The 11,332-nt window shown below is 68.3% G+C and carries 21 protein-coding genes; 6 read left to right on the plus strand and 15 right to left on the minus strand.

Annotated features, from left to right (window positions below; translation table 11 throughout):
* Positions 1 to 90 precede the first annotated feature (90 nt).
* The 11 genes from ACIRG5_RS42505 to ACIRG5_RS42555 are packed head-to-tail and all read right to left on the minus strand — an operon-like array spanning position 91 to position 5,406.
* Positions 91 to 984: a DUF2303 family protein gene (locus tag ACIRG5_RS42505; RefSeq protein ID WP_402916122.1), complete on the minus strand. Its 894-nt coding sequence runs from the start codon at positions 982 to 984 to the stop codon at positions 91 to 93.
* Entirely contained in the window at positions 981 to 1,319 is a 339-nt protein-coding gene (locus ACIRG5_RS42510; protein ID WP_402916124.1) for a hypothetical protein, read from the minus strand. Before ACIRG5_RS42510 ends, ACIRG5_RS42505 begins: the two co-directional genes overlap by 4 nt.
* Positions 1,316 to 1,807, minus strand: coding sequence for a hypothetical protein (locus tag ACIRG5_RS42515; RefSeq protein WP_402916126.1), 492 nt, complete (start codon positions 1,805 to 1,807; stop codon positions 1,316 to 1,318). Before ACIRG5_RS42515 ends, ACIRG5_RS42510 begins: the two co-directional genes overlap by 4 nt.
* Complete coding sequence (locus tag ACIRG5_RS42520; protein ID WP_402916127.1) at positions 1,804 to 3,027, minus strand: hypothetical protein; 1,224 nt, start codon at positions 3,025 to 3,027, stop codon at positions 1,804 to 1,806. Before ACIRG5_RS42520 ends, ACIRG5_RS42515 begins: the two co-directional genes overlap by 4 nt.
* Positions 3,024 to 3,896, minus strand: coding sequence for a PD-(D/E)XK nuclease-like domain-containing protein (locus ACIRG5_RS42525; protein ID WP_402916129.1), 873 nt, complete (start codon positions 3,894 to 3,896; stop codon positions 3,024 to 3,026). Before ACIRG5_RS42525 ends, ACIRG5_RS42520 begins: the two co-directional genes overlap by 4 nt.
* Positions 3,893 to 4,150, minus strand: a complete 258-nt coding sequence (locus ACIRG5_RS42530; RefSeq protein WP_402916131.1) for a hypothetical protein — start codon at positions 4,148 to 4,150, stop codon at positions 3,893 to 3,895. The genes ACIRG5_RS42525 and ACIRG5_RS42530 overlap by 4 nt, the downstream gene beginning before the upstream one ends.
* Before the next feature lie 3 nt (positions 4,151 to 4,153).
* The gene (locus tag ACIRG5_RS42535) at positions 4,154 to 4,282 is read right to left on the minus strand and encodes a hypothetical protein (protein WP_402916133.1); all 129 of its coding nucleotides are present in this window, start codon (positions 4,280 to 4,282) and stop codon (positions 4,154 to 4,156) included.
* Positions 4,279 to 4,416 carry a hypothetical protein gene (locus ACIRG5_RS42540; RefSeq protein WP_402916135.1) on the minus strand — a complete coding sequence of 46 codons (138 nt, stop codon included), beginning with the start codon at positions 4,414 to 4,416 and terminating at the stop codon, positions 4,279 to 4,281. Before ACIRG5_RS42540 ends, ACIRG5_RS42535 begins: the two co-directional genes overlap by 4 nt.
* Positions 4,413 to 4,646: a hypothetical protein gene (locus tag ACIRG5_RS42545; RefSeq protein ID WP_402916137.1), complete on the minus strand. Its 234-nt coding sequence runs from the start codon at positions 4,644 to 4,646 to the stop codon at positions 4,413 to 4,415. The genes ACIRG5_RS42540 and ACIRG5_RS42545 overlap by 4 nt, the downstream gene beginning before the upstream one ends.
* Positions 4,646 to 4,939, minus strand: a complete 294-nt coding sequence (locus tag ACIRG5_RS42550) for a hypothetical protein (RefSeq protein ID WP_402916139.1) — start codon at positions 4,937 to 4,939, stop codon at positions 4,646 to 4,648. Before ACIRG5_RS42550 ends, ACIRG5_RS42545 begins: the two co-directional genes overlap by 1 nt.
* Positions 4,939 to 5,406 carry a hypothetical protein gene (locus ACIRG5_RS42555; RefSeq protein WP_402916140.1) on the minus strand — a complete coding sequence of 156 codons (468 nt, stop codon included), beginning with the start codon at positions 5,404 to 5,406 and terminating at the stop codon, positions 4,939 to 4,941. Before ACIRG5_RS42555 ends, ACIRG5_RS42550 begins: the two co-directional genes overlap by 1 nt.
* Between ACIRG5_RS42555 and ACIRG5_RS42560 the strand changes: the two genes are divergently transcribed.
* On the plus strand, positions 5,399 to 5,662 hold the full coding sequence (locus ACIRG5_RS42560) for a hypothetical protein (RefSeq protein ID WP_402916142.1): 264 nt from the start codon (positions 5,399 to 5,401) through the stop codon (positions 5,660 to 5,662). The two genes, ACIRG5_RS42555 and ACIRG5_RS42560, sit on opposite strands and share 8 nt — an antisense overlap.
* On the opposite strand, the gene ACIRG5_RS42565 is transcribed toward ACIRG5_RS42560, so the two are convergent.
* A complete protein-coding gene (locus ACIRG5_RS42565) occupies positions 5,637 to 5,912 on the minus strand; it encodes a helix-turn-helix domain-containing protein (protein ID WP_402916144.1) in 276 nt (91 codons plus the stop codon). The two genes, ACIRG5_RS42560 and ACIRG5_RS42565, sit on opposite strands and share 26 nt — an antisense overlap.
* Positions 5,913 to 6,044: 132 nt before the next feature.
* Between ACIRG5_RS42565 and ACIRG5_RS42570 the strand changes: the two genes are divergently transcribed.
* Together ACIRG5_RS42570 and ACIRG5_RS42575 are read left to right on the plus strand one after the other, a co-directional pair.
* Complete coding sequence (locus ACIRG5_RS42570) at positions 6,045 to 6,476, plus strand: multiprotein-bridging factor 1 family protein (RefSeq protein ID WP_402916146.1); 432 nt, start codon at positions 6,045 to 6,047, stop codon at positions 6,474 to 6,476.
* A 92-nt stretch (positions 6,477 to 6,568) separates the two neighbouring features.
* The gene (locus ACIRG5_RS42575) at positions 6,569 to 6,913 is read left to right on the plus strand and encodes a hypothetical protein (protein WP_402916148.1); all 345 of its coding nucleotides are present in this window, start codon (positions 6,569 to 6,571) and stop codon (positions 6,911 to 6,913) included.
* A gap of 58 nt (positions 6,914 to 6,971) precedes the next feature.
* Here ACIRG5_RS42575 and ACIRG5_RS42580 read toward each other — a convergent pair whose 3' ends face one another.
* Positions 6,972 to 8,426, minus strand: a complete 1,455-nt coding sequence (locus tag ACIRG5_RS42580) for a recombinase family protein (RefSeq protein WP_402916150.1) — start codon at positions 8,424 to 8,426, stop codon at positions 6,972 to 6,974.
* A 40-nt stretch (positions 8,427 to 8,466) separates the two neighbouring features.
* Between ACIRG5_RS42580 and ACIRG5_RS42585 the strand changes: the two genes are divergently transcribed.
* The 3 genes from ACIRG5_RS42585 to ACIRG5_RS42595 are packed head-to-tail and all read left to right on the plus strand — an operon-like array spanning position 8,467 to position 9,839.
* Positions 8,467 to 8,865: a sigma-70 family RNA polymerase sigma factor gene (locus tag ACIRG5_RS42585; RefSeq protein ID WP_402916152.1), complete on the plus strand. Its 399-nt coding sequence runs from the start codon at positions 8,467 to 8,469 to the stop codon at positions 8,863 to 8,865.
* Positions 8,865 to 9,344 carry a hypothetical protein gene (locus ACIRG5_RS42590; RefSeq protein WP_402916154.1) on the plus strand — a complete coding sequence of 160 codons (480 nt, stop codon included), beginning with the start codon at positions 8,865 to 8,867 and terminating at the stop codon, positions 9,342 to 9,344. The genes ACIRG5_RS42585 and ACIRG5_RS42590 overlap by 1 nt, the downstream gene beginning before the upstream one ends.
* An 18-nt stretch (positions 9,345 to 9,362) precedes the next feature.
* Positions 9,363 to 9,839 carry a GNAT family N-acetyltransferase gene (locus tag ACIRG5_RS42595; RefSeq protein ID WP_402916156.1) on the plus strand — a complete coding sequence of 159 codons (477 nt, stop codon included), beginning with the start codon at positions 9,363 to 9,365 and terminating at the stop codon, positions 9,837 to 9,839.
* Here the strand turns inward: ACIRG5_RS42595 and ACIRG5_RS42600 are convergent.
* Both ACIRG5_RS42600 and ACIRG5_RS42605 read right to left on the minus strand, forming a co-directional pair.
* The gene (locus tag ACIRG5_RS42600; RefSeq protein ID WP_402916158.1) at positions 9,805 to 10,380 is read right to left on the minus strand and encodes an NAD(P)-dependent oxidoreductase; all 576 of its coding nucleotides are present in this window, start codon (positions 10,378 to 10,380) and stop codon (positions 9,805 to 9,807) included. The genes ACIRG5_RS42595 and ACIRG5_RS42600 overlap by 35 nt on opposite strands.
* The gene (locus ACIRG5_RS42605; protein WP_402916376.1) at positions 10,377 to 11,300 is read right to left on the minus strand and encodes an EamA family transporter; all 924 of its coding nucleotides are present in this window, start codon (positions 11,298 to 11,300) and stop codon (positions 10,377 to 10,379) included. Before ACIRG5_RS42605 ends, ACIRG5_RS42600 begins: the two co-directional genes overlap by 4 nt.
* Positions 11,301 to 11,332 lie beyond the last annotated feature (32 nt).

Genomic DNA, 11,332 nt, shown 5'->3' on the forward strand with positions numbered 1-11,332 from the left:
CGGTCCCTTCGGCGGTGATGGTGTTGCAGGGCGGGCACAGGGCCGCGCGATAGGGCCGGTGCCCAGGAGAAGTGGGCACCGGCCAACGCACTACTGGGAGGCTGCGGCCAGCGCGGCCGGAGCGGTGCCCTTGAACAGCGGGACGTAGGCGTGGACATCGGCGCGGAGCCGCTGGAGGACCAGCGCGAACGCCTCTTCCTTCACACGATCGGGACGCAGCAGCGCGTAGCCGATCCGCAGGTTGCCGTTGTTGAGCCGGTAGCGCAGACGCGCGGTGACGTTGACGGCGTCGACGCCGAGCCACGGCGCGAGGCGCACTGTGAACACGGTCGGGATCTCCAGCTCGCCGGAAGCGCCGGCGCGGGCGTCGGTCTCCTGCTTGTAGGTGAACGAGGTGTCGCCCGACTGCCGCTTGATGCCGCCGGAGTAGTTGGAGCCGACTGAGGCGCGGAACGTCGTGGCGATCTCGTACATCGTCGCGGCGTCCGGCTCGACGACCGTGTGCGCGACGTTCTCCAGGAAGTCGGCGAACCACTCCTGGTCGCCGAGCTTGTCGTTGAACTCCAGCCAGCGCTGCCAGTCCGGATCGACCTTGAGCGCGAGCTGGGCGGTGTGCTGCCGCCACCCTGCCACCGACGCGGTGGCGTGATCGTCGAAGACCGCGGTGACCTTGTTGCCGTTGACGTCGGCCCACATCGTGGAGTGGTCGATGTCCGCAAGGCGGTTCACGAGCTGGCCGAAGTCGGCAGGGTCGTTCACGGCCACCGTGCCACGCGGGCGGCGGGGGTTGAGCAGGTGCTGTTCGAGGTCGACGACGCGCACAGACTCGTCGCTGCGCATGCGTTCCGCGATGAACGACGCGTCCGACGCGATGTCCCGCGGGTCGACGGTGAGCTTGCGGAAGATGTCGACGTTCTCGGCGGTCATCGGGGTCGCGACGACGCCGAGCTCCGTGGTGGGCTCGCTCGTGGGTTCGGTGCTCATCGTGCGTTGGACTCCTGTTCGAACAGCTCGTGCTGGCGGGGGTCGTTGCGGTGCATGCCGCCGTCCTCGTCGAGGAAGAAGATCGACGTGCGCGGGTCGAAGGCCGGCTTCTTCGTGGTGACCGACCCGGCGACCACGACGCGTTCGCCGCCGCTGCCCTTGTCGGGCGTGATCTTGAGCGTGATCGTGATCGAGCCGGGCTTGTTGGTCTCCCGGACGGCCTTGAGTAGCTCGGTGAGCTCGTGCGAGGCGGTCTCGTTCAGGCGGCCCTTGTCCGTGTTCACGAGCGCCACGGAGAAGTCCTGCTGCGGTGCCTCATCAGGCGTGTCGGTCACGCTGTGTCCTTTCCGGACTGTTCGATGTGGTTGTGCACCACGACTTGCGGATGGGTCGTGAGGCCGCGCAGTGCGACAGCGGCGGTGAAGTGCGCGGCGGCGATGTCTGCCTGCGCGCGGGCGAGCTCGAACCGGTCGCTCGTGTTCACCAGGAACCGGGCGGTCATGAGGCGCCCTTCGCCTTCGCGGATGTGCCACGCTGGCGTCTTGCGGTTGCGGCCTGCGACGTTGTCGAGCACGTCGGCGCGCTCCATCAGGTCCGCAGCGAGCTCGCGCAACTGGGCGGCGGCGAGCGGAACCCCGATCGCGCGGCCTGGGTCGTTGGCGAAGAGCAGTACGGTCCTGTCGCCAGGACTCGTCCTGGACACGTCGAGGAACGAGGCGCCGTCCTTGCCTTCCCAAATGCGACTGGAGACGGTGCCAGGCACCCCAGGCTGCGATGCGCTGGTGGGGTCTGCATCTGGCGCCTGGTCGAGGTTGCCGGTCATGGCGTGTCCTGCGCATCGGCGGACGCGAACTCGGCGAGCACGATGTCGAGGGCGTTCACCGGGTTCTCGTCCTGGCTGATGCGCTCCAGCAGGTCGATGACGCCAGCGGCCTCAGCGCGCGTCAAGTCGCTCGACGACGTCACGCGCTGGCGGACGATCAGGCTGATCGTCTCCAGCCGCTCAGCGCGGTCACTGACCTGGCACGCCGTCAGGAGCGTGTGCACCTTCTTCAGCTGCTGCTGCGTCGCTGGTGCCTTCTCGCCGTTCGGAGCGAACTTGTCCTGGAGCCCGGCCAGCTCTTCCCGGACGACCTCGGCGACGTTGTCCGCTGGCACGCCCGGCGGTTCCTCGGCGACCGAGGCCGAGGCCTCGGCCGGCTTCTGGGGCGCGGCCTTCGCCTTGGTGGTGCTGGCGACTTCGGCCGCGGTGACCCGCTGCGGGAACGCGTCCTCGACGGTGAGGTTGCCCTCCTTGATGGAGTTGCCCGCGACCTCCAGCTGAGCGACGTCGCGCGCCGTCCAGTCGGCGACGGGCTTGCCGACGCGAGCCTCCAGGCGCCGCACGTCGACACCCCACGCGTTCTCGAAGCCGCGGGTCACCCGCGCCACCCGCTGCGCCACGGTCAGCCCGTCGCCGGGGTTCTCCAACGTCGCGTAGCAGCGCTGGGTGGCCTCCTCGAGGAACCAGTCCGGGATGACGCGGCGGATGCACTCGCGCAGGCGCCGGGCGGCGTTGCTGGTGTTGACCTCGTAGACGTCGCGGCGGTCCTGCAGCTGCTCGGCGACCTTCGCGCCGTTGACCGTCTTGTCGCGGACGTGCTGCACGATCACGATCTGGGAGAAGCGGGAGTTCGACTCCAGGTCCCAGGCGAACGCGAGCATCTCGGACTGGCCCACCGAGTGGTCGATGGACAGCTCGGCCATGCCGAAGTCGAGGTTGCCCCAGATCCGGCCGAGCTCCTGCAGCAGCTTGATCGTCGGGCCCTGCACGGTCTGGCCGCCGCGCTTGTACTCGTAGAACGCGGTCTTCGCGAGCGACGGCCGAGCACAGGCTTCCTGCATGGCGCGGATCGCGGCCTGGACGTTGCGAGGCCACTGGCGGGCGACGAGCACGGCGGCCTGGACCTGGGCGACGGCGCGGGACTGCTCGATCGCCGTGCCCTGGCCGAGCCGCGGAGCCATCGGCGCGGCGGGTGGTGCGATGTCGATGGTGGTGCTCACCAGACGGTCTCCTTGGTCAGGTTCTTCGCCGCCCACGCGGGCGGCTCGATCAGCTCGATGTCGTTGCTGTAGCCGGGCCATTCGCCGGTGGCTTGGCACTCGGCGAACACCTCAAGGGCCAGGCGGTTGTCCTCGCGGCCGATGCGCCGGAACAAGCCGTCGAGCTCGACGACCTGGACCAGGTAAGGGGGTGTCTTCTCCTGGAACACGAACAGGAACACCGGGTGCTCGGCGATGCCGAGGGCCTGGACCGCGTCGCAGTACCAGTCGGCCTGCATCGGGTACCGGAGGTTGTGGATGGCCTTCGCGATCGACTCCTGGTCGACGGACACCGTGGTCTTGTAGTCGGGGATGATCAGCCGCCCAGACGACGAGATCTCGTTGGGCAGCCAGTCGAGGCGGGCACGCCGCCATACCCCGTAGCGCTCGTCGAACCAGAACAGCGACTGCTCGGCCTGGCCTTGGCCAGCCGCGAACAGCTGGCCCGCGATCGGGTGCTCCGCGATCTTGCGGGCCATCGCCTGCACGGCCTCGTGGTCGTGCGCGAGCAGCGGCACCTTGCCCTGTTCGCGCGCGAGCTTCTTGGCCTCCTGCGCGGCCTTGGTTCGCCAGTCCCGCGCGTCGACCACGGCCAGCTCCGGGCCGGTACCGAGGACGTACTTGTGCGCGGCGCTGCCGAAGTCGAAGACCTTCTTGTGCTCTGCGGCGCGGTGGTCGACGGCGTACCGGAACCGCGCGGGACAGTCCAGGATCAGCTTCGCTCCGGACGCGGACAAAGAACCGCCCGGCACGGGGTCTGAGTGGTAGACGTCCTCGGCCAGGTCGTACACGCCCGGCTTGGTGATCGCGGTACGGCCGTCATCGGTCATGCCGTGACCGCGCCGGTCAGTTCGTTGACGCGGATCTTCCCGGCGTTGCGCAGCTCGAACAGTCCGATGAGCAGCTCCAGTCCGTCAAGCTGCTCGATCCGCGCGGTGGCCACCGTGTAGACGAACCCGGTCGTGCCGATGTTGGTCTTGCCCCACCGGATCGCGCCGGCCTTGACCGCGGCCAAGGCCTTGCTGCGAGCGGTCTTCTGGCGCTCGCGCTGCTGGGCGTCGGGGTGTGCGTAGAACGTCTTCATGCGTCAGGCGTCCTTCTCGGTGTCGTCCTGCTGCTTGGCGTCATCGGGATCGAGGTCCTGGTCGAACGGGTCGTCGTGGCTGAGCCATCGCTGGAACCAGCTCGTCTTGCGGGGCTCTTCGGGCTTGGTCATGAGGTGACCCCGGTGATGGCGACGAGCAGCGGCAGCAGCAGGAAGACGAGCAGAGCGAGCACGGTGTCGTGGGCCTCGCTGAGCTGGGCGAGGTCGAGGCCGGCGAGTGGCTCGAGGTCGAGGCGGTGGCTCATCTCGGCCGCCGCTCGTACCGGTGCCGGCCGACGATCGTGAGCCAGCCGAGCAGTCCCAGCGCGACGGCGACCAGGCCCTCGTTGATGACGTAGAGCGAGGCCTCCGGCCCGGCGCCGATGTGTACGGCCATGCCGCTCACCAGCACGACCGTGAGGGCCAGAACGGTGATGGCCATGACGCGGAGTAGGTCGCGCGCCACCGTGCCGAGGTCGATCAGGAAGCGACGCATCAGGAACCGGCCAGACGTGCCACGATCTTGTCGGCCTGCTGTCGCCAGTACTCGGCTTCGGACCGGCGGTAGCGGGCCGCCTGGTGGAGCGCCTGGAACTCCAGGAACGTCGTTTCCTTGCGGTCTGCGGCGGCTTCGACCACGTCCGCGAGGCGTAGTTCGATACCCGCCAAGCTGCGGAAGTTCTCGATCTCCCGCAGCTTGTCCGAGGGCAGGCTGACCAGACGTGCGTTCCACTGCTCGCGCAGCAACTCGTACTGGTCGTTGAGCTGGGTCTTGGTCCAGTGCCGCATCAGGCACCCCGCACGAGGTCGTTGAAGCGGCGGGCCTCGACCAGCACGGCCTCGTAGGTGTCGTTGTGGCCGCAGGGGTTGTCCCACCGGTCGTAGGTCATGCCGATCCCGTAGATGTGGCTGTGCAGCTCCATCAGTTCCTGGCCGCGGGGACCGCCGCAGGCGGGGCAGACGGCGGGGATGGTGACCGTGCGGACCGCGGTGATCGAGTTGATCGAGGTGCCACGGTCGAGCACCCGCACGTTCATCAGCGAAACCGGGGCCTTCAACGGTGCATCGAGGCGGACGGCCTGGCGGAGCTGCTCGACGGCTGCGGTGAGGACCGTCGGCACGAGCAAGTCCCTGTCGATCGCGAAGTCGTGCATCGCGATGACCTCGGCGATCGCGGTGTCACGGGCGGTGGTGACCGGCACATCGGCGACGGCGTCGATGGTGCCGGAGAGGGTGAGATCCTTGGTGGTGAGCACGGGTACCTCCGTGGTCGTGGCGGGCCGTTCGGGTAGCGACGAACGGCCCGCTTCTCGTTTCGGGGCTTTGGTGCGGGAGCCGACGAGCGGCGTGAAGTGGGCCGACTCAGGCGGCTGGGGCCTTGCGGGCACCTGTTGGGCTGGGCCCGAGCAGTGCCGCGAGCTGATGGCGCTGCTCGGGACGAAGTGGGGGAGCGTCAGCGACCAGCGCGGCGATGCGCGCGTCGAGCTCAGGAAGCGGCGGGAACACGGTTGAGGTCCTCGGCGTCTTCGGGCGTCTCGTCGGTGTCCACCTCGCCGGTCAGCTCGGCGACGGTCGTGCCGAGTGCGGTGGCGAGCTTGCGCAGCACCGTGATGCGGGGGTTGGTCTTCGCACCGGACAGCAGCTGGGACACGTAGGGAAGCGACACGCCCGCTTTGCGGGCGAGTTCCGTGCGGTCCCACTCCCGCTGGATACGCAGGCGGTGAAGGTTCACCTGAAGAGCGGAGGGGGTGTGGGGGCTCATGGGCGCAAAGCGTAGAGCAAAGCGGCGCAAAGCGGCAATAGATTGCGCAAAGCGGGTGACGTTTGAGTCCGTTAGATGTTGATGTTAGGCAGCCCTCGCTTTGCTCCGCTTTGCTGTGGGATGCTTGTACGCGTGAGCAGCAACGATGAGCGGGACTGGCCGCTGGGTGAGGTCCTGGAGGGTGCGCGCAACCGGCTGCTGCTGTCGCGCAAAGAGGTTGCCCGGCAGGCCGGCATCAGCGACACGTTGCTGCAAACCTATGAACGCGGATACGAGCTGCGACGGGGCATTCGCTTCGACGCCAACCCCAGTCCCGAGAAGGTCGCCGCAGTCGCGCGAGTCCTTCAGCTCGATGTCGTCGAGACCCTGGGATTGGCCGGCCTGAGCGTCCGCGGCAATCCCAACCAAGAGCACGACACCGAAGAGGCGTACCTCGGCCTTGAGGCGTACTTCGATGCGCTGAAGCGAACGAAGGGGACTGAGGCAGCGCGTGCGGCGGTTAACCGTCTGTATGCGGTACTGAACGCTGCGCCGAACGCCGCACCCGATCGGGACACAGGATGACCCGATAGGACTAGTAAAACTCCTGATGTTGTCACTACAACCAAGCTAGGTTGACCCCCTGCCGGGCGATCAGTCCAACTGGGAGGGGATAAGTGACCGTCAAAGCCCTGGTCCTACTTCTGCTATTCACGGCCGTGCTGACTACAAGCACGGTGCTCGTTTCCCTTGTCGCGAATCCGAGCGACGGCGCCGAAGTAGCAGCTGGCCTGCTCCGGCTCGCGACCGCAGTCAGCTGGATCGTCCTCGCGATCTTCTGGGTGGGCAGCAAGATCCTCAGCACGGTCGAGAACGCCCGCATCGAAGCGCTCGCGCAGATTGCAGGCTTGGCCGAGCGATGGGGCGACAAACTCCTTGCTGCCGAGCTTGAAGCGCGCTTGTCGGATGCCGAACAGGGATCGGTCACCAGTATCGAGTGGCTGCACAGGCGTTCGAACTAGCGTCAACCTCCGCCAGCCGGCCGGTCTGCGTCCTTCCCCGCGGCCGGCCGGTGGCGTCTCACCTCAACGACACGTTGACCAGCTTCTCGGCCATCAGCAGACGATCTGCTGGCGTCGACCAGCGCGTCAATGGCCTGTCGCCCTCGCCCTTCGGCAACAGCCTGACCTCTCTCACCACCGCACTGACGATCGACCTTCGCGCGGCGATGCTCAACGCGTCCCAGCGAGGGCGCGCCGTCGCGGCCGTGAACTCGCCATCGCCCATCAGCGCGAAGGCGGCGGCCTGTCCGGATAGAGCCGCGACTCGTGCACGTGCCGCGGTGAGACGCTTCTGGATGCCAGCGTCGAACTGAGCGGCCAGGGCAGGACGCATCCGGCCGGCGTTGACCTCCACCTCCAGTTCGCGGGCTTCTGCCTCGACCTCGCCCAGCTTCTCGTACGCGTCGTCCATGTCCTTGGCGTTGGTGTCGAACACGTCGCGCGCGTCCGGCAGCGCGAGCCGAGCCAGCACGACACGAGTCACATACTCGTCGGCCTCCGGCATTCCCACGGACGAGCATCCGTCTGCGAGACATCGATAGCGCGGCACCCGCCCGCCTTTGCTCGGGTGGGTGTTCACGTCCCCATGCGGCCCGATCATCAAGTAGGACAGCAGGTACGTCAGCGCTCCTGGCGGCGAGGTCTTCCTGTCCGGTTCAGCCAGAACCGAGCGTGCGCTTTCCAGTGCCTTCCGGCTGACGATCTTCTGCCAGTTTCCTTGGCTCTGTTCACCGTTGTGCACACGGATACCGGCGTATGCGAGATTGTTGGCGATCTGCCGAATTGACTGCCTTGCCCACTTGCTGGTGCCACCGTCACGCGCATTCGGTGTGGGGACTCCTCGCGCATCGAGATCGCGCGCGATGTTGATGATCGGGTCGCGGGCCCCTACCCGGCGGATGATCTCTTCCACGATCGGAGCGTGCTCGTTTGGAACTTGCGTGAAGTTTTCGCGATCACGAGGGTCGTACTCGCGGCTATAGCCGTAGGGTGCGATGCCGTGTGGTCGTCCGGCAATCGCCGCTTCATCGACGCCCCGGCGGATGTCCACCGACTTGATCTCAGATTCGTAGGCGGCGTCGTTGCCGGAGTCGGCCAGTGTCTTCCACTCACGAGGAATCCACGGACGGTATGCGTAGTCGTCGCGCTCGGAGTAGATCAGGACCTTCAACGCGCGGCAGGCCGACAGGAACGGGTGCCACGTCTCAGGAGTGCGGTCGCCGCGGCTGGCATCCCATAGCCACACGAAGCCAATTCGACCGGCCTCCACATCGGCGACGAGACGCGGCCAGTCTTCTCGGACCTTTCCGCTTTCTGCGCCGAATCGGCTCGCGCTTACCTTGTCGCGATATGTGTCGAAAACGGGGAGGCTTCTTGCTGCGCACCGCTCGGTGCCCTTCTTCACCTGGTCTTGGACCGAGATGAACTTGCCCTTCGACTGGCGTGCGTAGATCGCCGCTCCGCGCTGGTCCATCCGCCTACTGTAACCCCAGCGCCAAGTATCTGAGGACGTCATGCAGTCGGCGTTCTTGAAGCTGTACCTGGCCGGTCCCAAGCTCGCGGACCGGTCGGGGCTGGAGCCGTACCTGCGCCAGATCGTCGTGCGGACGTTCCTCGCCGAACGCCGCAAAGTGCGCTGGCGCCGGGAGAAGCTGACTGACGCACCCCCAGAGGGCCTGTCCTCCGTCCCCGCGGCGGAGGACAGGCTCGTGGTGTGGCAGGCGCTCACCGCCGTGCCCGCACGGCAACGCGCTGTCCTCGTGCTGCGCTTTTGGCACGATCTGAGCGTCGAGGACACGGCGGCGGCGCTGAAGTGCTCGACGGGCACGGTGAAGTCGCAGAGCAGCAAGGGCCTGGACGCGTTGCGGCGCAGGCTCGGCCCCGAATTCGATCATCTGAGGCTGGAGGTGTGATGGTTCGCGAAGACGACCTGCGGGCGACTTTCTCCGCTCTGCACCAGGAAGAGGCGCCGCCGCGGGCCATCACGGCGGCCGACCTCATCCAGCGCGGCCAGGCCGTGCGATCCCGGCGCCGCACCATCGCGGTGGTCGGCAGCGGCCTCGCGACCGTGGGGGTCGTGGCGGTGGCGCTTGCCGTGCTGCCCGCCGCGGCACCCGTGGAACCGGCGACACCAGTGCCGTCCACGACCACCACGACGTCGCCGGTTCCGTCGCCTTCCTCGTCGCCGGTCTCCGTCGGGTCACCGTCGGCCACCAGGACGCCGGCGAACACCACGCCGCGGTCCAGCGAGGTCGTGCTGCCGCCCGCCTCCGCGCCACCTGCCTCCGCACCACCCACCTCCGCGCCGCCCAGCACGTCGTCGATCGTCACGAAGCCCCCGATGTCCTCAATGGGACAACCGGTGTCCACGACCCCCTCGGCCGCCGGCTGAGCGGCACACTCTCCGGGCATGAGCGCTCAGATCCGCCTGGTCGAGGTCACCGACGCCAACCGGGACGCCGTCATCGCCGTGCACGTGCACCCCGCGCAGGAACGTTTCGTCGCGTCCGTCGAGAAGTCCTTCCAGCACGCGCGGGAGAACCCCGAGGCCAAACCGTGGTTCCGCGCGGCCTACGACGGGGACACGCCCGTCGGGTTCGTCATGCTGAGCTGGAACCTCGTGCCCAGGCCCGGTCTGCGCGGGCCGTACTTCCTGTGGCGGCTGCTCGTGGACGCCGGGCAGCAGGGCCGTGGCTACGGCACCGCGATCCTCACCGAGGTCGTGGCGCTGCTACGCGAGGCGGGTGCCACGGAGTTGTACACGAGTTGCGTGCCGGGGGAGGGGTCGCCCGAGTCGTTCTACCGCGCGTTCGGGTTCGAGCCCACCGGCGAGGTCGACGACGACGGTGAGCTCATCCTGCTGCTGGACCTCGGCTCGCGACCGTGAACCGGCGGTCCTCGCCGGGGCTCTCCAGTTCGTCGAGCACCGCGACGGCCAGGTCCTCGGCCGAGATCGAGGACGGGCCGGTGAGCAGCACGTCCGTGCCACGCCGGTAGACGCCGCTGCGCTCGCCCGGTTCGAGCAGCGCGGGCGGGCTCAGGTAGACCCAGTCGGCGCTGTGCGCCTCGCACTCGTGCAACTGCCGCATGCTCGCCTCGGCGACGGAACGGATATGCGGTGGTACGTACCGGTCGTCGTCGAGCACGAGGCCGGTGCCGTCCGGCGTTCGCAGCGGTGCGGCGCCACCGACGACGAGGACCCGTGTGCGGGTCGCGAGTGCCGCGTCGAGCAGCACTGTCGAGGTGACGCCGGTGGTGGCCACCACGGCACCGTCCACTCCGGACAGAACGCTGTCCATCAGCTCGCGGTCGGTGGCGTCACCGCCGGCGCCGCGGGACACCTCCGTCACGTCGTGCCCGCGCCGCACCGCCTCGGCGACGACCCGCGATCCGACCATGCCGGAGGCGCCGACGACCGCGATCTTCACTGGAGAACTCCTTTGCTGAGAACGGGTGCCGGTCGCTGGCCGGCCACGATCGCGGCGAGGGCGAGGGCGAAACCGGTGAGCTGCACCGGGTCGAGCGTCTGGCCGAGCACGACGACGCCGAGCAGCGCGGCGACCATCGGGGACAGCAGGCCGAGCATCGAGACGGACGTGACCGGCAGCGTGCCGATCGCGCGGAACCACAGGACGTAGGCGAGCAGGCCGCCGACACCGCCCAGCCACAGGTAGCCGAGCAGTGCGGTCAGGCCGATCGCGGGCGGCGGTCCCTCGAACAGGAACGTCACCGGCACCAGGAACAGCCCGCCCGCCGTGAGTTGCCAGCCCGCGAACGCCGTCGGGGTCGCCCCCGCGGGCCTGCCCCACTTCTTCGTCAGCGTCACGCCGAGCGCCATCGTCGCGGCGCCGCCCAGCCCGGCCAGCACGCCGACCAGGTCGAAGCCCGCCGCCGGTCCGAGCACCACGAGTCCGACACCCAGCATGCCGATCACGCCCCAGGCGAGGCGCCACGCGGACGCGTTCTCCTTGAGCACGCCGATCGCCAGCAACGCCACCACGAGCGGCTGTGCGGCGCCCAGGGTGGCCGCCACGCCGCCGGGCAGGCGTTCGGCCGCGATGAACAGGAACGGGAAGAACAGGCCGATGTTGAGCACGCCCAGAGCGGCCGCCTTCGCCCACCACGAACCGCGCGGCAGCGTCCTGGTCAGCGCCAGCGCGATCAGGCCGGCGGGAAGCGCGCGGAGCAGGCCGGCGAACAGCGGGTGTCCCACCGGCAGCAGTTCGGTCGTGACCACGTAGGTCGAGCCCCAGACCACCGGCGCGAACGCCGCCAGCGCGGTGCGGGAGAGGTCGCTGTTCTTCACGTCCTCCAGTGTTGGCCGGTGCGATCGATGAGTCCAACGCATGCTTTTCATCCGATCCATCGTGATTCAAGATG

The sequence above is a fragment of the Lentzea sp. NPDC102401 genome, from assembly GCF_044765805.1.
Lineage (GTDB): Bacteria > Actinomycetota > Actinomycetes > Mycobacteriales > Pseudonocardiaceae > Lentzea > Lentzea sokolovensis.

Bases quoted from the DNA above. Each gene is read 5' to 3' on its own strand.
- ACIRG5_RS42545 (WP_402916137.1), bottom strand. From the start codon at position 4,646: ATGCGTCGCTTCCTGATCGACCTCGGCACGGTGGCGCGCGACCTACTC.
- ACIRG5_RS42505 (WP_402916122.1), bottom strand. From the start codon at position 984: ATGAGCACCGAACCCACGAGCGAGCCCACCACGGAGCTCGGCGTCGTC.
- ACIRG5_RS42585 (WP_402916152.1), top strand. From the start codon at position 8,467: ATGCAGTCGGCGTTCTTGAAGCTGTACCTGGCCGGTCCCAAGCTCGCG.
- ACIRG5_RS42580 (WP_402916150.1), bottom strand. From the start codon at position 8,426: ATGGACCAGCGCGGAGCGGCGATCTACGCACGCCAGTCGAAGGGCAAG.
- ACIRG5_RS42530 (WP_402916131.1), bottom strand. From the start codon at position 4,150: ATGAAGACGTTCTACGCACACCCCGACGCCCAGCAGCGCGAGCGCCAG.
- ACIRG5_RS42565 (WP_402916144.1), bottom strand. From the start codon at position 5,912: ATGAGCCCCCACACCCCCTCCGCTCTTCAGGTGAACCTTCACCGCCTG.
- ACIRG5_RS42590 (WP_402916154.1), top strand. From the start codon at position 8,865: ATGGTTCGCGAAGACGACCTGCGGGCGACTTTCTCCGCTCTGCACCAG.
- ACIRG5_RS42535 (WP_402916133.1), bottom strand. From the start codon at position 4,282: ATGACCAAGCCCGAAGAGCCCCGCAAGACGAGCTGGTTCCAGCGATGG.
- ACIRG5_RS42550 (WP_402916139.1), bottom strand. From the start codon at position 4,939: ATGCGGCACTGGACCAAGACCCAGCTCAACGACCAGTACGAGTTGCTG.
- ACIRG5_RS42595 (WP_402916156.1), top strand. From the start codon at position 9,363: ATGAGCGCTCAGATCCGCCTGGTCGAGGTCACCGACGCCAACCGGGAC.
- ACIRG5_RS42515 (WP_402916126.1), bottom strand. From the start codon at position 1,807: ATGACCGGCAACCTCGACCAGGCGCCAGATGCAGACCCCACCAGCGCA.
- ACIRG5_RS42605 (WP_402916376.1), bottom strand. From the start codon at position 11,300: ATGCGTTGGACTCATCGATCGCACCGGCCAACACTGGAGGACGTGAAG.
- ACIRG5_RS42540 (WP_402916135.1), bottom strand. From the start codon at position 4,416: ATGAGCCACCGCCTCGACCTCGAGCCACTCGCCGGCCTCGACCTCGCC.
- ACIRG5_RS42525 (WP_402916129.1), bottom strand. From the start codon at position 3,896: ATGACCGATGACGGCCGTACCGCGATCACCAAGCCGGGCGTGTACGAC.